This is a genomic window from Metabacillus niabensis (assembly GCF_020524345.1).
GTDB lineage: Bacteria > Bacillota > Bacilli > Bacillales > Bacillaceae > Metabacillus > Metabacillus niabensis_B.
Genome location: NZ_JAIVLH010000020.1, coordinates 69,663 through 94,653 on the forward strand (window position 1 = coordinate 69,663; position 24,991 = coordinate 94,653).

19 protein-coding genes and 1 pseudogene are annotated in these 24,991 nt (G+C 35.4%); 18 read left to right on the forward strand and 2 right to left on the reverse strand.

The window, feature by feature from the left end:
- Positions 1-21: 21 nt before the first annotated feature.
- Together LC095_RS20130 and LC095_RS20135 are read left to right on the forward strand one after the other, a co-directional pair.
- Entirely contained in the window at positions 22-1,611 is a 1,590-nt protein-coding gene (locus LC095_RS20130; protein ID WP_226529867.1) for an ATP-binding protein, read from the forward strand.
- A 28-nt stretch (positions 1,612-1,639) separates the two neighbouring features.
- On the forward strand, positions 1,640-2,200 hold the full coding sequence (locus LC095_RS20135) for a response regulator transcription factor (RefSeq protein WP_319005828.1): 561 nt from the start codon (positions 1,640-1,642) through the stop codon (positions 2,198-2,200).
- Positions 2,201-2,563: 363 nt separating this feature from the next.
- Here LC095_RS20135 and LC095_RS20140 read toward each other — a convergent pair whose 3' ends face one another.
- Positions 2,564-2,998 carry an Rrf2 family transcriptional regulator gene (locus LC095_RS20140; RefSeq protein WP_226529868.1) on the reverse strand — a complete coding sequence of 145 codons (435 nt, stop codon included), beginning with the start codon at positions 2,996-2,998 and terminating at the stop codon, positions 2,564-2,566.
- A gap of 87 nt (positions 2,999-3,085) precedes the next feature.
- On the opposite strand from LC095_RS20140, the pseudogene LC095_RS20145 reads away from it, so the two are divergent.
- From LC095_RS20145 to LC095_RS20165, 5 genes and pseudogenes are all read left to right on the forward strand, one after another.
- Positions 3,086-3,716, forward strand: a pseudogene (locus LC095_RS20145) (NAD(P)-dependent oxidoreductase).
- A 357-nt stretch (positions 3,717-4,073) separates the two neighbouring features.
- A complete protein-coding gene (locus tag LC095_RS20150) occupies positions 4,074-5,066 on the forward strand; it encodes a lipoate--protein ligase (RefSeq protein WP_226529869.1) in 993 nt (330 codons plus the stop codon).
- 390 nt (positions 5,067-5,456) lie between these two features.
- Entirely contained in the window at positions 5,457-6,644 is a 1,188-nt protein-coding gene (locus LC095_RS20155) for an MFS transporter (protein WP_226529870.1), read from the forward strand.
- 29 nt (positions 6,645-6,673) lie between these two features.
- Entirely contained in the window at positions 6,674-7,522 is an 849-nt protein-coding gene (locus tag LC095_RS20160; RefSeq protein ID WP_226529871.1) for an aldo/keto reductase, read from the forward strand.
- Between the two features lie 426 nt (positions 7,523-7,948).
- On the forward strand, positions 7,949-9,625 hold the full coding sequence (locus tag LC095_RS20165) for a glycoside hydrolase family 2 protein (RefSeq protein ID WP_226529872.1): 1,677 nt from the start codon (positions 7,949-7,951) through the stop codon (positions 9,623-9,625).
- Between the two features lie 470 nt (positions 9,626-10,095).
- On the opposite strand, the gene LC095_RS20170 is transcribed toward LC095_RS20165, so the two are convergent.
- A complete protein-coding gene (locus LC095_RS20170) occupies positions 10,096-10,932 on the reverse strand; it encodes an AraC family transcriptional regulator (protein ID WP_226529873.1) in 837 nt (278 codons plus the stop codon).
- 569 nt (positions 10,933-11,501) lie between these two features.
- Here LC095_RS20170 and LC095_RS20175 point away from each other — a divergent pair.
- From LC095_RS20175 to LC095_RS20225, 11 genes are all read left to right on the forward strand, one after another.
- Positions 11,502-12,347, forward strand: coding sequence for an MBL fold metallo-hydrolase (locus LC095_RS20175; RefSeq protein ID WP_226529874.1), 846 nt, complete (start codon positions 11,502-11,504; stop codon positions 12,345-12,347).
- Between the two features lie 91 nt (positions 12,348-12,438).
- Complete coding sequence (locus tag LC095_RS20180; protein WP_226529875.1) at positions 12,439-12,780, forward strand: hypothetical protein; 342 nt, start codon at positions 12,439-12,441, stop codon at positions 12,778-12,780.
- A gap of 227 nt (positions 12,781-13,007) precedes the next feature.
- Positions 13,008-14,048, forward strand: coding sequence for an NAD(P)-dependent alcohol dehydrogenase (locus LC095_RS20185; RefSeq protein ID WP_226529876.1), 1,041 nt, complete (start codon positions 13,008-13,010; stop codon positions 14,046-14,048).
- Between the two features lie 534 nt (positions 14,049-14,582).
- Complete coding sequence (locus tag LC095_RS20190) at positions 14,583-15,617, forward strand: LacI family DNA-binding transcriptional regulator (RefSeq protein ID WP_226529877.1); 1,035 nt, start codon at positions 14,583-14,585, stop codon at positions 15,615-15,617.
- A gap of 108 nt (positions 15,618-15,725) precedes the next feature.
- The gene (locus tag LC095_RS20195) at positions 15,726-16,958 is read left to right on the forward strand and encodes an ABC transporter substrate-binding protein (RefSeq protein WP_226529878.1); all 1,233 of its coding nucleotides are present in this window, start codon (positions 15,726-15,728) and stop codon (positions 16,956-16,958) included.
- A 162-nt stretch (positions 16,959-17,120) separates the two neighbouring features.
- Positions 17,121-17,960 carry a carbohydrate ABC transporter permease gene (locus LC095_RS20200; protein WP_226529902.1) on the forward strand — a complete coding sequence of 280 codons (840 nt, stop codon included), beginning with the start codon at positions 17,121-17,123 and terminating at the stop codon, positions 17,958-17,960.
- The gene (locus LC095_RS20205) at positions 17,960-18,778 is read left to right on the forward strand and encodes a carbohydrate ABC transporter permease (RefSeq protein WP_226529879.1); all 819 of its coding nucleotides are present in this window, start codon (positions 17,960-17,962) and stop codon (positions 18,776-18,778) included. Before LC095_RS20200 ends, LC095_RS20205 begins: the two co-directional genes overlap by 1 nt.
- A gap of 101 nt (positions 18,779-18,879) precedes the next feature.
- On the forward strand, positions 18,880-21,075 hold the full coding sequence (locus LC095_RS20210; RefSeq protein ID WP_226529880.1) for an alpha-galactosidase: 2,196 nt from the start codon (positions 18,880-18,882) through the stop codon (positions 21,073-21,075).
- 88 nt (positions 21,076-21,163) lie between these two features.
- Complete coding sequence (locus LC095_RS20215) at positions 21,164-22,651, forward strand: glycoside hydrolase family 32 protein (RefSeq protein ID WP_226529881.1); 1,488 nt, start codon at positions 21,164-21,166, stop codon at positions 22,649-22,651.
- 215 nt (positions 22,652-22,866) lie between these two features.
- Complete coding sequence (gene solA, locus LC095_RS20220; RefSeq protein WP_226529882.1) at positions 22,867-23,997, forward strand: N-methyl-L-tryptophan oxidase; 1,131 nt, start codon at positions 22,867-22,869, stop codon at positions 23,995-23,997.
- 62 nt (positions 23,998-24,059) lie between these two features.
- Entirely contained in the window at positions 24,060-24,950 is an 891-nt protein-coding gene (locus LC095_RS20225) for a GNAT family N-acetyltransferase (RefSeq protein ID WP_226529883.1), read from the forward strand.
- The last annotated feature ends 41 nt before the right edge of the window (positions 24,951-24,991 follow it).

Genomic DNA, 24,991 nt, shown 5'->3' on the forward strand with positions numbered 1-24,991 from the left:
GTGAACAGAGGTAATAAGATTATGAAAAAATCCTATGAGAGAAAGCAACTTTTTATTTTACTGAATCAAATTCTGGTTATCTTGTATTTATGTTATCAGTATACATTGAACAACTTTGCTGGAATGGAAAATTTAATACCATTGATTATTATATCCTTAATTATTATAGATGCGTCCTATATAAGTTATAAAAATATTAAAGGGAATATCACACTATCTAGATTTACAAACTTATTAATTTTAGTAGCATGGCAATTTTTATTTTCTTTAGATGGAAGTAGTACTTTTTATACATTAAGTACATTACTAAGCGTTGTAATCCTGTATAAATCGGTTCAATTTTTGTTCATCTTCTTTTTTCAGGATACTACCTATACATATAAACAGAGAATAGGCTGGACTTTAACGTTCATATGCCTGTTGACGCTAATATCCTTATTTATAAACGAAAGGTTGTTTGCGGTACTATTTTTCCTTCAGTGGGTTTTAAGCATTGGCTGTATTACTTTTCTATTTCTAAAGCATCGCAAACGAATTTCCTTTGTCTTAATTAGTGAGAAAAAGCATTTTCTTAAAACAGGTCTCATTATTTTTGTCTCATTTGTTGGATACGTAATGATATTTGCTGACAAACCAGAATACCTAAGTAATTTTGGGTGGTATGTGATGATTATTTTCCCTTTATTTAGTGTTCATTCAATTGCTTTTAAAAACACTGGTAGTGTGGAGGCATATATTCCATTTAAGAAAACAAATGTTTATGTGATGTGCTTTTTAGCACTTATCAGTATTTTTTTACTTGGATTGTTATTTCGATTTAATATAATAAGTCATTTTATCGTCATTCACATGATTCTTTTGTTTGTATTACTTCGTTTTACATTATTGTATAAAGAACTGCAAGGCACTATTTTGGAAAAAGATAATTACAAAGTAGCCCGTGATAATTTTTATGCTCATAATTTGATGCAAGTGAGGAAAGAGGAAGAACTAAAAGGCAATGTATCCAATTATTTACACGATGAAATTTTACAAGATATATTATCCATAAAAAACATGATTAATAAATCGGACAAAGAAGAAGTTCAAACAATCATTTTTGAAACGTTAGATAACCTAAATCTGTCAATACGAGATCAGATGCAAGAATTCCATCCAACCTTATTAAAATCACTCACCTTAAAAGAAAATTATAGTTATCTATTGAAAACATTAGAGCAGAATTATGGAAAAGGAGAAATAGAAATAATTTTCAACTGCATGAATGGTCTATTTTTAGTTGATCCCTATCATCTTGTTGTTTATCGGATTTTAAAAGAACTGGTTACAAACGCAATAAAGCATTCTCAATGCTCAAAGATAACGGTAACATTGAAACAGGACAAGGAAAAAGTTGAACTAATAGTATCGGATGATGGAACAGGATTAAAGGAAAAGGTATATGGAAAAGTTGGATCTACTCATCATAAAGGACTTAACTCTATCAATGAACAATTATTCTTATTAAATGGTAAAATGACTATTTTGAATAACGAACCTAATGGTTTATCTGTCTGTATTCAAATTTTTATGAAAGGAGAGGATTCCTATCAATATTTTATTAATCGATGATCATGTTTTATTTGCAAAGAGTTTAAAGATTGCCTTTGAGGATTATGTTCAAATTAATCAATTTTCTATAATACAAGATATCGATCATGTTATGTCAGTAATAGAAAACGTCAAGCCGGACATTACTTTAATCGATATCAATTTAAGCAATATAAGCAATGAAGATGGTTTAGAGCTAGCTAAAAACATTATTAATAGAGGATGTAAAACTAAAATAGTAATGTTGACAGGTTATGATCTCCCCGTTTATCGACATGAAGCAAAAAAGATTGGTGTAAGTGGTTTTATTAATAAAAATATTATGCCAGATAAATTATTGGAAATATTAATTGATATTAATAATGGTACTTACTATTTTCCAAAGTCCTCGGAAATTGTAGAAGAATTGACTGATAGTGAAAAACAAATTTTACAATTACTAGCCAATGGGTATAAGCGTAAAGATATTGCTTCTATTGTTTTTGCAAGCGAACGTACAGTTTCAAATCATATTCAGCATATATTTGACAAGTTGAATGTATCATCTTCATTAGAAGCTGTAACTAAAGGAATTAATTTTGGCTATATTCAACCTAGTTATAATGAATAGTAATTAACTTTCTTTTATTAAACAAGCAAATAAAAACTTTCTGGTATTCAACAATCGGGCGCGAGGAAACTCCCTATTATTCTTGAATGCTGAACTTCGTGTAAAATATCTATTAATACAACTAAAATTGAGTAATTAAAACGCCTTAAATCCTTGGTAATACTGGAAATGAGGCGTTTTTTTATTGTATCAGGAACGAACAATAAGTGTTATTAACACGTCTTGAAGGATGAATACCCGAGTATAGCCCTATCTTTTTCTTTCACAAACAGGCCGATTGTATCATTACAACTTAAAGATTTAAATGGTTGTATTTAACGCAGTACAAGTCCAAATAGAAAAGACATACTCCTGGAATCTTTCTTAACATCTATTTTCTTTAGTAGAAATAGACTTCACAACATCTTCTAGAGTAAGGCTTCCTAAAACCTTTTCCATTGCCAATTGAGCAGCTGTAAATAACGGTTCAATTGTTTCCTGGATATTCCTACCTACAGGACATTCAGGGTTTGGATTATCATGTACGGTGAATAACTCTTTTTCCTGTACAACATTCACTGCCTTATAAACATCAAATAGTGTTATATCAGATAATTCTTTTGTAAGTGCAGCTCCTGCAACGCCAGGACGGACTTTTACCAACCCTGCATTTTTAAGCATACCCATAATCTTTCTGATAACAGCAGGATTTGTGTTTACGCTTCCTGCTAAAAACTCTGAAGTGCTTATTCCGCTTTTATTTATCTCAATAAGAGCTAGTATATGAATTCCTACAGAAAACCGACTACTAATTGACATTTTTCTCACCTTCCGAAAATAGATGTATCATAATAATACACCTGTAATTTATTTTATTACAAGTTAGATTATTAGGAGGATTATAAAATGAAAATTGCAATTATTGGGGCAAGTGGTAAAGCGGGAAGTCTTATTTTAAAAGAAGCAGTTAGCCGTGGGCATGAAGTGACAGCTATTGTAAGAGATGCTTCAAAACTTAAACGTTGCAGTTATTGAAAAAAATATATATGATCTCACTTCTGATGATGTGCAGAAGTTTGAAGTAGTTGTTAACGCATTTGGTGCTCCTCTTGGTGAAGAGCAAGCTCATGTGGATGCTGGACATGCATTAATTGAGGCATTAAAAGGTACAAGTACAAGGGCGATTATTGTAGGTGGAGCTGGAAGCCTTTATTTCGACGAACACAAAACAGTTAAGGTAATGGAAACACCTTACTTTCCAGATCTATTTACCCCGACCGCCAAAGGGCAAGGACGTAACTTACTAGAATTACAGGAAGCTTCTACTATTAGCTGGACTTTTATTAGTCCTTCTGCGTTGTTTGATGCTGAAGGAAAAAGAACTGGTTCATATCAGTCTGGAAAAGATAACCTTTTGGTTAATTCAAAAGGTGAAAGTTATATTAGCTATGCTGACTATGCTATTGCCGTATTGGATGAAGTTGAAAATCCACAACATATAAATGAACGGTTTACTGTTGTGGGTGAAGCAGAATAAGTATTTGAATAGAAAAAGTTTAAATGTCATTAGTGTTTACGCTAATGACATTTTGCTATCTAGATATAGGATAGATGAAACTTTGTTCAAGATAAAAAGTGGAATGAATGAATTAAACGAATCGAATCCATAGGAAAGAAAAGAATATATTTATAACAGGTAAATCCCACCTCCATTTATCACCATCCCAGCCCAAAATCTTGCTCCAAATAAAATTATGCAGTATCTTAAAAAGAGGTCCTTAATGTTACTTTAGAATCAATTTCCCAAGACCTAAAAAAATGATGGGCCGCTATTTTGCTTAAGACAGAAGCCCTAATTAGTAGTTCAATTAACGTTAATTGGAGGAAAAATATAATGCTTTTTATTGATAATAAAGGAATCACAGATCCGAGAATAAATTTAGCCATCGAGGAGTATGCGGTTAAACATTTAAATCCCAATCAAACCTATTTATTATTTTACATAAATGAACCATCGATTATAATCGGGAAAAACCAAAACACCATTGAAGAAATTAATACTTCTTATGTAGAAGAAAATCATATTCATGTTGTGAGAAGGTTGTCAGGCGGCGGAGCTGTTTACCATGATGAAGGGAATTTGAATTTTAGTTTTATTACCAAGGATGATGGAGAAAGTTTTCATAACTTCAAAAAGTTTACCGAACCTGTTGTACAAGCACTTGAAAAACTTGGTGTGAAAGCAGAGTTGAGTGGAAGAAATGATATTATTGCTGGTGATGGACGAAAGATTTCCGGAAATGCTCAATTTTCGACAAAAGGGAGAATGTTTTCTCATGGTACATTATTATTTGATTCAGAAATTGATAGTGTCGTTGCTGCGTTAAAAGTTAGAAAAGATAAAATTGAGTCAAAAGGGATTAAATCCATTCGGAGTCGAGTAGCAAATATTAGCGAATATTTAAACGAACGCATTACAATTGAACAATTTAGAGAGCTTTTGCTTCGCTATATATTCGACGGAACTGATTCGATTCCAACTTATGACCTTACAGAGGATGATTGGAAAAAAATTAATCAAATCTCAGAAGAACGTTATCAAAATTGGGATTGGAATTATGGGAAATCACCGAAATTTAACTATCAGCACTCACACCGTTTTCCAGTTGGTCAAATTGATATTCGACTTGAAGTACAAAAGGGCATCATAGAAAATTGTAAAATATATGGTGATTTTTTCGGTGCCGTTGATGTTGAAGAAGTGGAAAATGCATTAATTGGTGCAAGATATGAAAAAGAAGCGATTAAGACAGTATTTGATAACATTGATGTTAAAAAATATTTCGGAAATATTGAAAAAGCAGATTTGATTCATTTATTCTATTAATAAACCGTGATATTGACGCCTTAATTCCTTTTGTAATAATGGAATGAGGCGTTTTTTATTTATATAAATTGTATTTGGATAAATAAATTAGTTGGCTCAATTAATCTATCAAAGTTTATCAGCCCCCGCCAAGCCGTCCCATCACATCGACCTCAAGCTCTAAACTCCTTCTAACAGTTCGTGTATGCTTATTATCTATATCATGATATGAGATATAGGTATTGGCTATATGGAAAAGGCGTAGTTAAAATAAATAACAAAGGATAAAGATAACAGGAAGAGAAAATGTTATCTCACATGCAAACAATATATATGTATTTCCTCGAGAAGAAATTTTAATAAAATGCCTCCTATGCTTAAAGGGGGCATCTATTTTAGGAGTTGTTTTTAATGAAAGGTAATAAATTGTTGATTTTCATATTAACCATCGGTGTTTTTGGTATCTTAAATACGGAGATGGGGGTTATTGGATTATTGCCTTCCATTGCTGATAACTTCAATGTCAGCATAGCAACAGCAGGATTAACGGTGAGTCTTTTTGCTTTAGCAATTGCTATATCTGGACCAACGATGCCGTTATTGTTATCCGGGATCAATCGGAAGAAGGTCATGTTACTTGTACTAAGTGTTTTCGTTGTTGGAAACATCATATCTGTTTTTGTAACCAACTTTACCTTTCTATTAATCATCCGGATCGCACTAGCTCTTTTTCATCCGGTTTACTGTTCCATGGCATTTACAGTAGCTGCTTCCTCAGTAAAACCTGAAGAAGCTCCAAAAGCTGTTTCAAAAGTATTCATAGGCATATCTGCCGGTATGGTAGCAGGCGTCCCAATTGCAAGTTTTATCGATAGTGCTGTTTCGTATGAAATGGCGATGGCCTTCTTTGCGATAGTAAATGTATTTGTATTGGTTGCTACATTGATTTTCGTGCCTTCTATGCCTGTTGAGGAAAGGCAATCTTACGGTGAACAACTTGCTGTTTTAAAAAAATCGATCATATGGATCTCAATAGTCGCAGTCATTTTATTAAATGCCTCTGTATTCGGGGTATATAGTTATATTGCCGAGTACTTGGAAACGGTTACCCAAATGTCTCCAAAAATGATCAGTTTAACGTTATTCATATTCGGTGGAGCAAATATTATTGGAAACATCGTTGCAGGGAAGGTACTTACTAATCATCCAATTAAGTCTATCGTATCTTTTCCATTATTATTGAGTATCGTTTACATCCTTTTATTCTTCACTGGAGAGTTTGCCGTGCCTATGGTAATCATCACGTTCATGTGGGGTATATTGGCTGGGGGAATCATGGCCAATATTAATCAATATTTAATCTCTTCTTCGGCTCCGGAAGCTCCTGATTTTGCAAATGGTTTATTTATATCAGCCTGTAACGTAGGAACAACAGTTGGCGCAGCGGCAGGTGGGTTACTTATATCAGAAATGGGTACACAATACGTTGTATTAGTGGGAATCTTATCATTGATTCTAAGTTTGGCCATGATTTTCCTTAGAAACTACAGCTTTAGTCCTTCAAAACAAGTTTCTAATTCTGCACTGGTCCGAGATTAGAAAATTTTCAGATAAGGAGGAGTGAAAAAATGAATAAAGTAAAAATTTCAGGAAGAAAAGTTTTTCCCATAGGAATAGGAACTTATAATATGGGAGACAAAGCAGATACATTTGAACATGAAGTAGAAGCAATAAGAGCTGGTCTTGATCATGGTGTTCAAGTTATTGATACTGCTGAAATGTATGGAGATGGAAATGCGGAGAGATTAGTTGCACATGCTATTAAGCCTTATAACCGTGAAGAATTATTTCTCATTTCAAAAGTTCTTCCTTCAAATGCCTCAAAAAAGCAAATACCTGTTAGTGTAGAAAATAGTTTAAAAAGATTAAATACAGATTATGTAGATCAATACTTACTCCATTGGAAAGGACCTATACCTATTGAAGAAACGATTGAAGCCTTGGAGAAAGTAAAAAGTCAGGGGAAAATCAAGTCATGGGGTGTTTCTAATTTAGATGTTGATGACTTAGAAAAAATAATGAAATTACCTGATGGAATAAAATGTGATTCAAATCAAGTACGTTATAATTTGGGAGATCGAGGAATTGAATTCGATTTAGTACCTATGATGAACAAACTTGAAATGCCATTAATCGCCTATGCCCCAGTTGCTCGTGGTGATCGTTTGGGTACTAATCTAACGAAACAAAAAGTTTTAAAGGAAATTGCTGAAAAACATCATGCAACTATTTTTCAAATTTTATTGGCTTGGTGTATTCGAAATGGTCAAACAATTGCTATCCCACAATCTAGTAAAACTGCTCATGTAATAGACAATGTGAAAGCAGCTGAGATTCAATTAACACAGCAGGATTTGAAGCAAATAGATTCAGTCTATCCAAAACCTAGCATGAAACAGCCACTTGCTTTATGGTAAGAAATGGGGGGATTAGCTTAATAAATTCCATTGTTGGACGCTAACTTTCTTTTGGGGATATTAGGGAAATGAAACATATAATAACCTTATTTGTTTGCGTCGTCAACTCCCGAAACACCTCGTCAATTACGAATTTCTCCCTTCCTCCTTGAAAGCACCATAAGTCATCATCTTATGGTGCTTGCTTTCTCTTAATCAACACAACCTCACTACAAAATTTATGCCAAGCATGACGAGATCTGAGAGTTCATTGGAAATGATCAAATCCCAAACTTTTAGACATAATTATATTAGAGTCTATTATACCAATTGAATTTATATGGACTATCTAATATTACTTTTTGACATGAAGTGCTTACTCTCTTGCATTCCATATCTGGATTAGTTTTCTATAATTGTAGATAACTAACCTTATGGAGGAAATGTATGAATACAAGATTATTTCAAAATCACATTGTACGTAAAGAAATCCCTCTTAACCCAATCTGGGATTTCCATACTCTGAATTCAGAGGAGAGAAAACAAGAGGAATTCAAGATGCTTGTTCCAGGTTGCTGGGAGAGCAATCCAAAGCTTGCGTCGTATAAAGGAAAAGCGGTTTATTCTAAAAAAGTATCTTTTGGTGGGAATGTCCGTTTGGTATTCAAAGGAGTCAGCCACACGGCACATGTCTATTTAGACAAGAAACCTGTTGGCTATCATTATAATGCCTATACGGAATTTAGCTTATTATTACAGGATATACCTTATGGTGAGCATTTGTTAGAGGTTAAGGTGGATAATTCTTTTCACGAGGAGTCTGCTCTGCATGTGAGCAATGATTATTATTCATATGGTGGAATTACCCGTCCAGTAGTAATGGAGGAAATAGGTGATATGTTTATAAAAAACGTACACTTTATTCCATATCGAAAAAATGGAAAATGGTATGCATCAATCCGTTCCTCGGTAAGAAATCTTTCCAATGAGCAAAATAATATAACGCTGAAAATTAAGATCGGAGATGAGGAGGTTTCCTTTTCTGACAAAGTACTTTCTCCTCATGCTGAAACAAATTTGGAGAATTCCTTTGAATTTCCTTCTGCAACTACCTATACATTGGAAAATCCTAAATTGTATATGATGGATGCCAAGCTTTTGCATAATGATAAAGTAGTGGACGATATCATAGATAGAGTAGGCTTTCGTGATATAAAAGTCGACGGAAAGGATATATTGTTAAATGGAGAAAAAGTGATAATCAAAGGTGTAAACCGCCATGAAGATTATGCGGAATTTGGATGTGCGATTCCCATTGAAGCAATGTATCGTGATATCGAAATGATTAAATCATTAGGTGCAAATTGTGTTCGTACTAGCCATTATCCTAATGATGAGCGTTTCCTGGATTTATGTGATGAAAATGGGATACTAGTGTGGGAAGAGTCTCATGCAAGAGGGTTAAGTGAAAAGCAGATGAGACATAAAAACTTTGAAAAACAAAGTTTAGATTGTATTCAAGAAATGATTGAAAACCATATAAACCATCCGTCTATCTATGTATGGGGGATTTTAAATGAATGTGTGAGCAATACGGAGTTTGGAAGATCGTGCTATGCCAGGCAGTTTGAACTTATTAAGAGTCTGGATTCAAGTCGTCCGGTATCCTTCGCCAGTCTTGAAGCTCATATAGGCTCAGATTCTTGCCTGGATCTGGTTGATATTGTCTCTTTTAATATCTATCCGTTTTGGTACCATGATACACCAGTAAAAGACTCTTTGGCCAATCTTAAAAATTTCGTTAATAGTATGGGTGGAGCGGATAAACCATTACTGATTAGTGAAATAGGAGCGGGCGCAATCTATGGTCATAGGAGTAATAATCAGGAAAAATGGACTGAAGAATACCAGGTGTATGCTTTAACTGAACAAATAACTCCTATTTTATCCGACGAGGACTTAAGTGGTGTGATCATCTGGCAGTATGCAGATTGCAGGGTAGATAAAGGCTGGTTTCATGGAAGGCCAAAATCCCAAAATAATAAGGGTTTAGTAGATATTTATCGAAGAGAAAAGCTTGCTTATCATAAGGTGAAGGAAATATTCCATTCCTTTCAGAAGTAGTTATTATGATTAATATAATCATGTAGTGCAGAACAATGATACTAGGAACAGATTAACCTTTATAGACGATCACATTCAGTGGTCGTCTTTCTTATTCCTTTGCGCCTTATGCTTGTCGGAGCTAATCAAGGAGAAAAATGTAGGGGAAAGAATAGCAAATGTGACATTGAAAGAATTAAAAAAACTTGTTGACAATTCAATTGAATGGGAATTAGATACAATAAGTCAATGCTCTGTTTACTGAACTCTACGAATCATATAACACTTCTAAACATAAAGAAATGAACTTGTTAAGAATTGACCTAATGATATTTATTAGGGGTCAATTCTTTTTATGAAGAAAAAAATGGAGTTCCACATAAAGGGTTTCCAGCTAGAAATTTGATATAAAAATATGTAACTTGCGTAAAGACCGTAATCACGAGGTGGTAGGGAAAGTAGGGAATTTAACAATCAATAGAACATTTACCTTACCAAACAAATTTAGAAGGGGGGACTTTATAATATTTCTTAAACGCTTTAGAAAAACTGTAAGGATCAGGATAGCCGAGCATACTAGCAATTTGCTGGATCGAATATCGTTTAAGGTACAATAATTCTCGAGCACGGTTCATTTTCAATTGATAAATATAGCGGCCTGGTGTCAGACCAAGAGATTGCTTAAAATAAGAAATAAAATATTTCTCTGACATACCCGCTACTGCAGCAATCTCTTCAACTCGAATGGTTTGATGAAGGTTTTCATGAATAAAATCAAATACTGGCTCAAGCTTAACAAAATCCATGGTTGGCTTCTGATTGGTTGGATTATGCGTGAATTCCCCTCGATATTGTTTGTGCCCATACTGTTCCAATATCTTAGCAATTAAAATCGTCAAACATCCTTTCAAACGAATCCCTGACATCGGAGCATAACGTTTATATTGGTCATACGTATCTAAAAAAAGGCGAATTTCCTCTTCGACAAGCGTGCTATTAATAATGCCAGACAGTTGAAAATTGTCTAGTATCCGATGGTGATCCCCGAGACTAAGATCGAAGTGCGTGAAGATAAATTTGCAGCTGGTACTTAGGGTTGTGGCTGTATAGGCAATTTTTGGAGTGAAAAGAATTAAATCTCCTTCAGAAGCGAGATACGCCTTTTCTTTCATGCGAATTTCAATCTGTCCTTCTTGAATGCACCATAAGTCATAATCCTTATGTTGTCTTCTCTCAATCCAACTATTGGGATGTACAACTTCACTACAAGAATTTATTCGGAGTTTAATGAGCTCTGAAAGTTCGTTGAAAATATCTAAACTGTCCATCGGTAAGACCATCTCCATACTGTTAGAGAATTACTGATACTTTTATGCATTTTCTTATGGTTTGATTATAGCATATGAATTTGTAAGGGTTATCAAAAAGGACTATTTGACATGAAGTGATTACTCTCTTATATTTCTAATTTTGTTTTCGTTCACTATAATTGTAGATACCAAATTGAGTGCTTTTTCCATTACAAATCCTGAATTAAAGATACTTGTTGAAAATACAACTAAAAGATAGTTTGAAAAATATGTAATTACTTATGTTGCGGGGTGAACGTATTGGTGGAATGGTAACGCTTTAGTGTAGATGACATGCGTGAATCTGTCTTTATTAATCTCTTAATCTAAATAAGGGTCCTTTTCTCTTTATTTGAACAAAATTAAAGCGGTAGAATATTTTGTTGGATTCTACTTTATAAAAAGAATCCAACAGGATATTGGGGACGATATGTCGAATAATTTTGATTTAGAACTATAGAGTTTATATAACTATTTCGATAAAGGATGGACAAAAGTAGTAATGCTATATTTAACTTTGAAACAGTAGTGAAAAGGTGGGACTTGTAGTGACGGTTTATAAAAGCGGTGAAGAATTAGCTTTTGAGATAAAGCAGACAAATATTTTTGGAGAGTCTATCGCCTTTTGGAATTTAGGACAGGCGGGAATTCTCATAAAAGGAAAAGAACAGGATGGATTGCTCTGCATTGATCCTTATTTAACTTGTAGTATTGAAGAAAAAGATCCTGAGACTGAATTTAAGAGAGCTTTTCCGCCGGTTATTGACCCGGCAATGCTCCAAGACTTAGACGGTGTATTAATTACACACGGACACGACGATCATTTGGATTTACCTAGTGTTAAAGAGATTGCAAGAGTTTCTGAATCTAGTTTTGGAATCCCAGCACCGCTAGTCTCTTTAGTACAAGAACAAGTGGAAAATATATCTATACATCCAACCAAAGATGGAAAATCGTTTATGATCAAAGGATTTAAAATCACACCTATTGCTGCTGCGCATCCAGATTATGAAACCGATTCTTTGAAAAATCATGTTTTTCTAGGTTACTTAATAGAAGTAAATGGAATTCGCATTTACCACAGTGGGGATACAATGGTTACATCAGAACTGATCGAAAAAGTAAAGAATGTAAGACCTCATGTTGCATTCTTACCAATAAATGGGTCAGACTATTTCCGCACATCAAGGGGAATTATTGGAAACATGAGTTCCAGAGAAGCAGTAGACTTTTCTGTAACGGTTGGAATCGACCTCATTGTACCGATTCATTATGATATGTTCCCGAATAACCGAGAGAATCCTGCTTATTTTGTCGATTACCTATTTCATCATTACCCTAACAAAAAATTCCATATGATGGTTCCGGGTGAAAGGTTTATTTATCATACATAAAGTATCTTCATCCTATTTTATTATCGGATCTTGAAGAAACGAAACTTACAACAAAGTATCAACGACAAATTAATAAAGGGGGAGGTCTATCGTGTACAAGGCCGTTTTTATTCCGCTGCTCATTTCATTATCAATCATGTTGATTGGTTGTAATTCAGTTAAGTCTGAAGATCAATTACCGATTGAAATGGTTGCCTTCAATAGTCTTACGGATGAAGAACAAGATTTAATTTCGGTTAGCCCTAAAGATTCAATTGTAAAAAAAGAAACTGTAACTGGAGATATAGAATCTTTAGTTGACGATAACTATCAAAAGGACAATGTTTATTCTGTTTCATTTAACCATTCCCAAACTGGTTCTTCTGGAAATCTTGTCGTGCTAGTTGATTTAGATAAAAAAACAGTTGTTGGGAAAGGATTCATTGGAAAATAAATTGTTCTTTCTTCTTGATATAACGGTTAGTTTTAAATAATGACTTCAACAACCAAACTCATTCCTGGACTGAGGAAAGACGTGTTTTTAAGTAAGTAAATTAAAATTTTCAAAAAGAATAACATATATCACTTGACCTAGAGTTAACTATAAGGATTACTATTGTTTTGCAAGAGAAAAAATAAACGTTCATTCTCTTGGAAATTCACTTTATAGGAGGCATTTTTATGATAACTGCAAAAGCAAGAGCTGTTGATGGTCCTGACAAACCATTCAGAGCAGCTGAAATTGAACGGCGCGACCTTGATTCACATGATATTTTAATTGAAATTAAATTTGCAGGCATATGCCATTCTGATATTCATACAGCCCACGGGGAATGGGGACCTGTGAATTATCCGCTTGTTCCCGGACATGAGATTGCGGGTATAGTGACGGATGTAGGTCCAGAGGTTACAAAGTACAAGGTTGGTGACAGAGTAGGAGTCGGATGTATGGTTGACTCTTGCGGAGACTGTGAGAACTGTCGTAAAGGTGAAGAACAATACTGTTTAAAAGGGAATATCCCTACATACGCTGGTGTTGACAAATATGGTGAACCAACTCAAGGCGGCTATTCAACTCACATTGTTGTAACAGAAGGTTTCGTTGTGAAAATTCCTGACAACATTGAACTTGATGCAGCAGCACCATTACTTTGTGCAGGTATTACAACATATTCGCCATTAAACCATTGGGGAGCCGGGCCAGGTAAAAAAGTAGCAGTTGTCGGTTTGGGCGGTCTTGGTCATATGGCTGTCAAAATTGCACATGCCATGGGTGCTGAGGTTACAGTTCTGTCTCAATCATTGAAGAAAAAAGAAGATGGCCTGCAATTCGGTGCCAGTGACTACTTTGCAACAAGTGATCCCGAGACATTTACGAAACTTGCCGGTTCTTTTGACTTAATCATTAATACAGTAAGTGCAAGTATTGATATTAGTGCGTACCTCTCACTATTAACATTAGATGGTACGTTGGTAAATGTTGGTGCTCCTGCAGAACCGTTAGCAGTGAATGTATTCTCTCTTATCGGTCATCGCCGTTCATTTGCAGGTTCAATGATTGGAGGTATTCGTGAGACTCAGGAAATGTTGGATTTCTGTGGAAAACATAATATTGTACCTCAGATTGAAGTGATTTCAGCTGATGAAATTGACGAAGCCTACAAACGCGTATTAGCTTCAGATGTTAAATATCGTTTTGTAATCGACACAAGCACAATATAAGAAATGACTGTATTTAGGATGTCCCAGCGTGAGTTGTTGGGGCATCCTTTTATATTTAATTGATACCCTTAAAGTAGGTATTGCATGAGATGTGAGTAACAAATTTAAAATAGAAAAGAGAGACAGCAACTTCCGCAATGTTAATGGGAAGTCGCTGTCTTTTTCTTTTTATTCAAGAAGTGAATGATTTGTTAAAAAATGTGATAAAGCCTTAGAAAAAGCAAGAAATCTTAATTTAGTAAATTTAACCGATAAATTATGTTTAACTATTAAATGATGTAAAAGGTGCAAGAGCTATTTAGTAAAAGAAAAACATTCATTACTGAAGTTTTTTTATCTAGAGGATAGTAATGGTATTAACCTTCATTGAACTATTTGATAAAATAATCCATTAATATAAGCGGATCTGAGTTAAGGTTATTAGTAAAATTTATTAAAAAAATAAATTTATTCTTGATTGTAAGCGTTTATCTTGGTATATTTATATTACTAACTTTAGTGAATTTTACTAAATAAGAAAAGGTAAGTGATGTGATGGCAACACTTAAAGATATTGCTCAAATAGCTAAAGTTTCTACAGCTACAGTTTCTAGACTGGTAAATAGTGATCCAACACTGTCAGTTTCTGATGAGACGCGTAAAAAAGTGATGGGGATTGTTAGTGAATTAAACTATAAATCAACTAAAAGAAATCGTGATAAATCTAATAGTAAAAAAGAGTTTCATCATATTGGACTGATCCTAACTAACACAGAAGAAGACGAAGTAAACGATCCTTATTTTATGTCATTGAGAATGGGAATTGAAAGAGTTTGTGAGCAATACAGAATGAAAATCAGGTCTATTCAAACAATTGGAAACAGTGATTTTTCAGGAAGTGAAATAAGATCTTTAGATGGTCTAATCATAGTTGGTACAGTGGATGTGAAAGAGCTTAAAAGAATCTACTTTGAAACTAACAATATCGTTTTTGTGGATTATGAGCCGGATGATAGCAGCGTAGATGTAGTGATTTCAGATTTAGAAAAAGCAACACAACAAATTTTGAACCATCTCTTTGAACTTGGACATCGACAAATCGTTTATTTAGGTGGAAGAACTGTTGTAAAAGGAATCCATAACCAAGAGCAGAAAGAGAAAGAAGATGTCAGAAAAACAGTTTTTGAAAACGTGATGAAAGAAAAAAATCTTTACAAAAAGGACTGTGTGTTAGTTGGTGAGTGGGGTCCAAATGGCGGTTATAAACTAATGCAGGAATTAATCAGAAGAAGACAGTTGCCGAGTGCTATTGTTGTTGCAAGTGATCCGATGGCATTAGGTGCATTTCGAGCATTGCATCAAGCTGGTATAAAAGTTCCGGAAGATATATCAGTGTTTAGCTTCGATGATATTGACTCAGCTGGTTATCTAAATCCGGCTCTATCATCCGTAAAAATCCATTCATTTGAAATGGGAAAAACAGCTGTGAAACTTATGTATGATCGGTTGAAAGGTAGAGAACTTCCTTTGAAAATTGTTCTACCTACCGAGCTTGTACATAGGGAGAGTGTTACTAGTAAAAAGGAGTAGTACTTGAAGTTTAAGGAGGCGGATCGTTTTACAGGGATATGGAATCGATACCATTTATTGAATAGTAACTTATTTTGTATTTTATATAAACGAAGCGGGGGAATTCAAATGAAGAAAACAATGTCATTACTAGCGGTAGGTGCTTTATCCATTTCACTCCTTGCAGGTTGCGGCGGCGGAGAGGAAAGTTCAGGTGGAGACCAAGTGAAAATTGAGTTTTTCCATCATAAGCGTGAAGGAATGGAAACAATTGATAAGTTAATTGCGAAATTTGAAGAAGAAAATCCAAACATTGATGTTGAACAATCAAGTCCACCTGAACCATCAACTGTATTGCGTACAAGAGTATCCAAAAGTGATATACCGGATATCATCGGTGTTGGTGGCGATGTAACGTATAGTGATTTAGCAAACGCTGGAGTCTTTACAGATGTTACGGAAGATAAAAGTCTTGAGAACATTCAGCCTGCATATGTACAAATGCTGAAAGATGTATCAGGACTTGAAGAAGTTTTCGCTATTCCTTATGTGGCAAACGCTGTTGGTGTTATATACAACAAAGCCATTTTTGCAGAACTAGGACTGGAAGTTCCGAAAACATGGGATGAATTTATTTCAGTTGCTGAAAAAGTAAAAGAAGCGGGTAAGACACCTTTCTTCCATACGTATAAGGATGCTTGGACTACACTTCCGGCCTTTAATGCCCTTGCAGCTAATACGCAAGGAGATGATTTCTACAGTGAATTAAACAAAGGAAATATTCTTGCTGAGGAACGTTACAAAGAAGCTGCAGAAAAGTTATTGCAATTATCTGAATATGGTCATAAAAATCAACAAGGTGTAGGTTACAATGACGGAAATACTGCATTTGCCAATGGAGAATCAGCTATGTATCTTCAAGGAATTTGGGCCCTTCCGGAAATTAAGAAAGCAAATCCAGATATCGAGTTAGGGGTATTTCCATTCCCGGCTACTAACAATCCGGATGAAACCAAAGTCATATCCGGTGTTGATTTAATTCTTGGTGTGGCAGCGTCTTCAAAACATCCGGAAGAGGCGAAGAAATTTGTGGAGTTCCTTATGGAAGAGGAAAATGCAAAACAATATATAGATGAACAAAATGCATTCTCTGCTATTCAAGGAATTACACAAGATGATCCAACGGTTGATGACCTAAAAGCAAGTTTTGAAAGTGGTTCATTGACAGATTTCCCGGATCACTATATTCCAACAGGGGTTATGCCGGAGAAAACGTTACAATCATTGGTGATTAATAAAGACGTTGATGAGTTCCTAACAAAATTACAAGCTGATTGGGAAAAAGTACAAGATAGAAAATAACCTATTAAGGGAGAAATTGGGATGAGCCCAATTTCTCTACCTGAATAAGGACGTGAAAATATGAAAAAAGATAATATTGCTGTTAATAATCCGCATATTTCTTCTACTAAATCAGAAGTAAAAACAAAAAGGAAAATAAGTTCAAGAACAATTGCCTTCTATATGATGGTTCTTCCGGCTTTTCTACTTTTTGCTACTTTTCACACGTTTCCAGCTCTTCAAGGAATCTACTATTCTTTTACCAATTGGAATGGAATTAGTTTAGATTATGACTTTGTAGGATTTAAAAACTATATCAATCTTTTTAAAGATACAGTTGTAAAAGATTCTTATATTTTTACATTTAAATTCGCAGTAGTTGCTTCGATTCTCGTTAATATCTTTAGTCTTTTGATTGCAGTTGGATTAAATGCAAAAATTAAAGGAAGAAACTTTTTTCGGGCGATTTACTTTCTGCCGAATGTATTAAGTGTTTTAATCGTAGGGTTTATTTTTAATTTCTTTTTCACAAATATCCTCCCTGATATCGGTGAAAAATACAATATTGAATTTCTAACTACAAACATTCTTGGAAATGCTGATCTTGCCTGGATTGGAATCTTGCTGGTTTTTATTTGGCAAGCGTGTGCGTTCAATATCATTTTATATTTATCAGGTCTTCAAACTGTGCCAACGGAATTATATGAAGCATCTAGCCTTGATGGGGCGAATACATGGCAACAATTTTGGAAAATTACCTTTCCGATCATTGCACCGTTCTTTACCATTAACATGGTGTTATCAATGAAAAACTCGTTAATGGTATTTGATCACATTGTAGCGATGACAGGTGGAGGTCCGGGATATGAGACAACTTCTATCTCTCTATTAATTTATAATGGAGGATTTAGCGGAGGAGAATTTGCTTATCAATCTGCTAATGCCGTGATCTACTTTATCCTAATCTTTGTTATTTCTGTATTCCAGTTAAAAATACTTCAAAAAAGGGAGATGGATATGTAATGAAACAAGGAACAAACTGGCCTGTCACGATCGTCATATCCTTGGGAGCACTTCTTATCATCATCCCTTTGTATATGGCTGTTTCTATCGCTTTAAAAACACCGCAGGAGCTTGCTCAATCTGCACTTTCTTTCCCGCTTGGATTTCATTGGGAAAACTTTACGAGAGCCATTGAAGCAACGGATTTCTTTAATGCACTCAAAAACAGCACGATTATTACAATTTTCACGCTACTGTTTACGATTCTATCAAACTCTATGGTTGCTTATGCGATCGCAAGAAATATGCATCGGAAGTTTTTTAAAGGCTTGTACTTCTATTTCGTCAGTGCGTTGTTTATTCCGTTTCCGATCATTATGCTTCCTATCGTAAAACAGACTTCCGCACTAGGGTTAAATAACCCTGCTGGTTTAATCTTGCTGTATGTCGTTTATGGGATGGCTATGAATATCTTTATCTATGTTGGATACATTCGTTCCATACCGAAAGAGCTTGAAGAAGCGGCAATTGTAGACGGATGTAGTACATGGGGAGTGTTCTGGAAGGTCATTTTCCCGTTATTAACACCTATTAATGCAACAGTCGGTATCTTAACTTGTCTATGGGCATGGAATGATTTCTTACTGCCGTTAGTCATTTTAAGTGATTCAGAACATGCAACCTTACCGCTAGTACAATATGTGTTCCAGACGGAATTTGGAACAGATTATAACCTTGCATTTGCTTCATATTTATTAGCCCTTGCCCCAATGGTTATTGTATATCTGTTTGCACAAAGATGGATTATTGGCGGAGTGGTGAAAGGAGCAATTAAATAAAGAGAGGCAGAATTAAGGGCAGTTTATTCCTCAATAATCAGTGAGAATGAACTGTCTGTAAAACTTCAATCAACATTATGGTTTGAGGAGTTGTTTTAAAAATGGGAATTCATTATCAAGAGGAAAATAAAATCTTTCATATAAAAGCCAAAGATACAAGTTATGTTATGCAAATTGTTCGGGATGGTTACTTACTCCATCTCTATTGGGGGAAAAAGGTAAACGAATATCGCCATTCAAATCATATCCAACAACTCGATCGTGGATTTTCCGGTAATCCATACGAACAGAGACATGACCGGACCTTTTCTTTAGACACATTGCCTCAGGAGTATCCTCAATATGGGAATACTGATTTCCGAAAGCCGGCGTATCAAGTACAGTTGGAAAATGGTTCAACAGTGACGGATCTACGATATGATTCACACACAATTTATAAAGGTAAACGTAATCTTGTAGGGTTGCCGTCGACATATGTTGAAAACGATCATGAAGCAGAGACACTTGAAATAACGATGAAGGATTCGGTAACAGGATTGATGGTTGTATTAAGTTATACAGCATATGAGAGTTTCAATGTTATAACAAGGTCTGCGCGCTTAATCAATCAAGGTTCAGAATCATTAAAAATACTGTCTGCACATAGCCTTTCGGTTGATTTTAGAGACGCAGATTTCGATTTTTTACATTTGCATGGAGCACATGTAAAAGAACGATTTATTGAAAAGCAACCGCTTCGCCATGGAATTCAGTCCATTGAAAGCACACGCGGAGCAAGTTCTCACCAGCACAATCCGTTTATTGCTTTGTTAAGAAAAGGGACTACTGAGGATACAGGCGAAGTATATGCCTTTAACTTTGTCTATAGCGGAAACTTCCTTGCTCAGGCTGAAGTTGATCAATTTAAAACAACAAGGGTGACAATGGGAATTAATCCATTTGATTTTAGCTGGAAACTGGAAGAAGGTGAAGCATTTCAAACACCAGAGGCAGTGATGGTTTATTCTTCTTCAGGACTTGGTGAAATGTCAAGAACCTACCATGATTTATATAGAACACGACTTGTCAGGGGAACTTATCGGGATAAAGTACGTCCAATCTTAGTAAATAACTGGGAAGCAACGTACTTTAATTTTCATGCAGAGAAAATCAAGGATATTGCTAGAGCAGGAAAAGAAGTAGGAATCGAACTATTTGTTCTGGATGATGGCTGGTTTGGGAAAAGAAATGATGATACCTCCTCCTTAGGTGACTGGTTTGTAGACAAAGAGAAACTTCCTGATGGACTGGATCAACTGGCGAAGCAAATTAACGAAATGGATATGCAATTCGGTTTGTGGTTTGAACCGGAGATGATTTCTGTTGAAAGTGATCTTTATCGTGAGCATCCAGATTGGTGCCTACATGTTCCTGGGCGAGATCGATCAGAAAGCAGAAGACAGTTGGTACTTGATTTTTCGAGAGAAGATGTATGTAAAGAGATGACGAAAAGAGTAAGCGATATTTTATCGAGTGTACCAATCTCTTATGTAAAGTGGGATATGAACCGTCATATGACAGAGATTGGCTCTGCTATTCTTCCGGCCGATCGACAAAGAGAAACTGCACACCGTTATATGCTTGGACTGTATAAGGTAATGGAAGACATTACATCATCATTCCCGGATATTTTATTTGAGAGCTGCTCAGGCGGCGGTGGAAGATTCGACCCAGGTATGCTTTATTATATGCCGCAGACATGGACAAGTGATAATACAGACGCGGTGTCCCGATTGAAAATTCAATATGGAACAAGTCTGGTTTATCCAATTATTTCAATGGGTTCACATGTATCGGCTGTACCAAATCATCAAGTTAACCGGATGACTTCAATGAAAATGCGCGGCGATGTCGCAATGTCCGGGAACTTAGGATATGAGTTAGATTTAACAAAATTAGAAGATGAAGAAAAAGAAGCTGTAAAAACACAAGTAGAGAAATATAAGGAAATTAGAAAGTTAATTCAATTTGGTGATTTTTATCGTCTGCAAAGTCCTTTTGAAGGTAATGAAACGTCATGGCTATTTACAAATAAAGAAAAAACAGAAGCCTATATGGTTTATTTTTCCGTTTTAGCTGAGCCGGCAGCACCGTTAAAGTATGTGAAAGTTACAGGTATTGATCCAGACAAAACATATCAGGTAGCAGGAACTGATCAGGTGTATGGCGGCGATGAGCTAAGCTATGTCGGCTTAAGTATCCCGGCGGAAATACGCGGTGATTTCCAAAGTTATGTTTGGCATTTGAAGGAAGTCTAAAATAAGTTTAGCTGAAAAGAAACGATGTAATTTCACAAATGATACATCGTTTTCTCTTGTTTTTATAACAAATGAAAGGAGAATTTGTATGGCAAGTCATCAAACTCGCCTTGATCTAGCACAAAAGGCAGTGCTGGAGGCTAGTCAAAAGGTACAAGGCACTCCTTACCGTTTAGGATACCATATCATGGCTCCTGCACATTGGATTAATGATCCAAATGGCTTAATTCAGTGGAATGGTGAGTATCATGTATTTTATCAGCACCATCCATACAGTCCAAAAGGTGGTCCGATTCACTGGGGACATATGAAAAGTAAGGATTTAGTGTATTGGGAACATCTCCCTATCGCCCTTGCACCTGGAGAGGATTATGACAAAAGCGGCTGTTTCTCAGGAAGTGCAGTAGATCATAATGGAAAGCTGACGCTTATTTATACTGGTCATGTTCATACAGATAGTGAAAAAGATGTGTTTATTGAGTACCAATGTATTGCAGAAAGCACCGATGGTATTCACTTTGAAAAACACCCGAACAATCCGGTCATAACAGAGCCTCCTGAAAATGGATCTCCGCATTTTCGCGATCCAAAGGTATGGAAGCATGGTGAAAAATGGTATATGGTGTTAGGTAATCAGGTCGATCAATTAGGAAATGTTATTTTATATGAATCTACCAATCTAGTTGACTGGGAATATAAAGGGGATCTTGCTAGAAGTACCGGAAAAATGGGTTATATGTTTGAATGCCCTGATTTCTTTGAGTTGGATGGAAACCATATTCTTTTATTTTCACCTCAAGGAATTGAGCCTGAGGGAGATCTCTATCAAAATCTCTATCAAAACGGATATTATGTTGGTGAATTTAGTTATGATACAAAAAAATTCGACTATGGCGATTTTATTGAGTTAGACAAAGGCTTTGATTTTTATGCAGGTCAATCTTTTCTCGATGAAAAAGGAAGACGAATTGTTCTAGGCTGGATGAGCATGTGGGAATCTCAAATGCCTGAGCAGGATCATGGCTGGGCTGGTGCTATGACGATTCCTCGTGAAATCAAGCTAAATGAACACAACAAACTTGTGATGATTCCTGTAGAAGAATTGAAAAAACTGAGAGTTGAACACCAAGCATTAACTGGTATGATGATTTCTGAAATTCATCGACTAGCAACTATTAAAGGGCAATGTTTGGAGGTCATCGCTGAATTCTCCTTAAAAGGTTGTTCCGCTAAAAGGTTTGGAATGAATATTCGCACGTCAGAAGATCGTCAAGAAAAAACAACCATTTACTATGATCAAGATTCACAAAAAGTAACAATAGACCGAAACCACTCTGGAACAGGAGAAGGCGGTATTAGAAGAAGTGAACTAGATCTAACAAATCGGGACACGATTAAATTTCATTTGTTTATTGATCGTTCTTCAGTAGAAGTATTTATGAATGACGGTGATACCGTGATGACTGCCCGAATCTATCCAGATCCATTAAGTGTTTTTGTAGAATTATTTTCAGAAGATGGGGAGGTTCAATTGTTGAACCTTGATGCTTGGGAGTTGGCGGATATTTGGGGATAAGGTGAAAAGTATGGTGTAGATTTATATATATAAGTTCACCTATAAAACTGAAGCTACCAATAATTATGTTAACGATGCCTTGCTTTTTTATAATGAAGCAAGGCATTTTTTGCTTACGTTCCAGTCATAGTTATCAACAAATGCATTTCACAAGGGTTGAATATCCATTATACTTTAATAAACTATGACATCATGATACATGGAGGTTAAAGGATATGAACTATGATGTAATTATAATTGGTGCGGGTTCTATGGGGATGTCAGCAGGTTATTACTTATCAAAAAGTGGAAAGAAAACGTTATTGCTCGACTCTTTTCATCCACCTCACAACAAAGGTAGTCATCATGGAGAAACGCGGATTATTCGATATGCGTATGCCGAGGGTGAAGAATATGTACCTTTTATCCTTAAAGCACAGGAATTATGGAACGAATTAGAAAGAGATACAGGAAAGACATTATTTATCCCGACAGGAGTGCTCAGTGTTGGGGTTAAAGAGTCCAATTTTATTCAAAATACGATCTCAAGCTCTACTACATATTCGTTACCACTAGAAGTGTTGAATCCAGCTGAAGTGCAAAATCGGTGGTCCGGTATCACAATGAGAGATGATTTTATTGGCTGTTTTGAACCAACTTCAGGTGTTCTAAAATGTGAAGAAAGTATAAAAGCGTATCAAATGCTTGCTGAAATGAATGGTGCTACGATTCTTGCAAATAGCAGAGTGAAAGAGATTCAAATTCAAGAAGAGAGGGTAACGATTAGAACTAGCGATAAAACCTTTTACTCGGATTCATTGGTTGTTGCTGCAGGAGCATGGTCCGGCCATCTCCTTTCGATGCTGGATTTGGATCTTCCTCTTACACCGGTAAGAAAGACATTTGCCTGGTTTGATGCTAATGAAAAAATCTACAACGCTAACGATTTCCCGGCCTTTGCATTTGAAACTTCGCAAGGACTTTATTATGGTTTTCCAAGTGTTGATGGCGCAGGTTTGAAGGTAGGCCGTCATGATGGAGGAGAACGTATCAATCCAGATGAAGTGATGAAGCAGTTTGGTGAAATAGTAGAAGATAAAGAGGATTTGATTCAATTTTTAAATCAATATCTCCCTGAAATTGGTCAGTTGAAATATGGGAAAACCTGTATGTATACACTTACTCCGGATGATAAATTTGTAATTGATGTACATCCTAAGTATTCCAACGTTGCCATTGCAGCGGGATTCTCAGGACATGGATTCAAATTTAGCAGTGCAGTTGGAGAAGCTTTAAGCAACTTGATTGTTTCAGGTAAGAATGTAATAGATATTTCTCAGTTTTCGATAGATCGGTTTTATAATTGAGGAGCTGCTTGTGGTCTTTTTAAAATGCCAGATAGGAACCAGCAAAATATGGAGGATTTATGATGAGTGAATATCAATTCATCAGTGACTACAAGCAGATAAAAAAATATAAAGAAAGCTTTAATGAACTTGCAAAGCTGGTATTTAACCTGGATTTTAAGGGATGGTATGACAAAGGCTGTTGGAATGACAATTATATCTGTTACTCATATATAGCTGGAGATAAAGTCATCGCAAATGCTTCCGTCAATAAAATGGTTATCATTTGTAATGGGAAAGAATATAAGGCACTTCAAGTGGGGACGGTTATGACACACCCGGATTACCGCCATAAGGGATTGGCAGCCAGGCTAATGAATACAATCGTTGAAAAATATGAAAAGGGATATGACTTTATTTACTTATTCGCAAATCATACAGTGCGGGATTTTTACCCTAAATTTGGTTTTGAAAAGGTTAAAGAAAGCAGGTTCAGCTTGAAAACTTCTGATTTGAAAAAGCAAGTTTTATATAAATCTACTATACGTAAGCTGGATAGCAATAATCAGGCTGATTTCGAATTGATGAAGGAGTTTGCAGCTGAAAGAATACCTGTATCCTCCACTTTTGGGGTAAAAAATAATGAACATCTATTACTGTTTTACTTTATCTTATTTTTCAAAGATGCGACATATTATATCGAAGAAGAAGATACGATTGTAATCGTGAAAAAGGAAGAAAATAAGCTTCATATTTTTGATATTATCAGCAAAAAAAGTGTGGATTTAGAGAGGATTTTAAATCATCTTGTTTCTGCTAATACTGAGATCATTGATTTTTATTTCATACCAGATTCTAACAGTGAAAACATCCATACTGAAATTTTGACAGGGAATGATGATACCCTGTTCGTCAGACCGTTCATGAAAGATATGCCAACGCATTTGTTATTTCCGTTCACATCACATGCATGATAAAAGGATGACGACAAAGTGTTGGAGGAATCTCAACAGTA

Coding starts and splice junctions, on each gene's coding strand:
- LC095_RS20205 (WP_226529879.1), top strand. CDS start 17,960: ATGAAACAAGGAACAAACTGGCCTGTCACGATCGTCATATCCTTGGGA.
- LC095_RS20130 (WP_226529867.1), top strand. CDS start 22: ATGAAAAAATCCTATGAGAGAAAGCAACTTTTTATTTTACTGAATCAA.
- LC095_RS20165 (WP_226529872.1), top strand. CDS start 7,949: ATGAATACAAGATTATTTCAAAATCACATTGTACGTAAAGAAATCCCT.
- LC095_RS20185 (WP_226529876.1), top strand. CDS start 13,008: ATGATAACTGCAAAAGCAAGAGCTGTTGATGGTCCTGACAAACCATTC.
- LC095_RS20160 (WP_226529871.1), top strand. CDS start 6,674: ATGAATAAAGTAAAAATTTCAGGAAGAAAAGTTTTTCCCATAGGAATA.
- LC095_RS20215 (WP_226529881.1), top strand. CDS start 21,164: ATGGCAAGTCATCAAACTCGCCTTGATCTAGCACAAAAGGCAGTGCTG.
- solA (WP_226529882.1), top strand. CDS start 22,867: ATGAACTATGATGTAATTATAATTGGTGCGGGTTCTATGGGGATGTCA.
- LC095_RS20170 (WP_226529873.1), bottom strand. CDS start 10,932: ATGGACAGTTTAGATATTTTCAACGAACTTTCAGAGCTCATTAAACTC.
- LC095_RS20225 (WP_226529883.1), top strand. CDS start 24,060: ATGAGTGAATATCAATTCATCAGTGACTACAAGCAGATAAAAAAATAT.
- LC095_RS20210 (WP_226529880.1), top strand. CDS start 18,880: ATGGGAATTCATTATCAAGAGGAAAATAAAATCTTTCATATAAAAGCC.
- LC095_RS20150 (WP_226529869.1), top strand. CDS start 4,074: ATGCTTTTTATTGATAATAAAGGAATCACAGATCCGAGAATAAATTTA.
- LC095_RS20200 (WP_226529902.1), top strand. CDS start 17,121: ATGATGGTTCTTCCGGCTTTTCTACTTTTTGCTACTTTTCACACGTTT.
- LC095_RS20190 (WP_226529877.1), top strand. CDS start 14,583: ATGGCAACACTTAAAGATATTGCTCAAATAGCTAAAGTTTCTACAGCT.
- LC095_RS20140 (WP_226529868.1), bottom strand. CDS start 2,998: ATGTCAATTAGTAGTCGGTTTTCTGTAGGAATTCATATACTAGCTCTT.
- LC095_RS20155 (WP_226529870.1), top strand. CDS start 5,457: ATGAAAGGTAATAAATTGTTGATTTTCATATTAACCATCGGTGTTTTT.
- LC095_RS20195 (WP_226529878.1), top strand. CDS start 15,726: ATGAAGAAAACAATGTCATTACTAGCGGTAGGTGCTTTATCCATTTCA.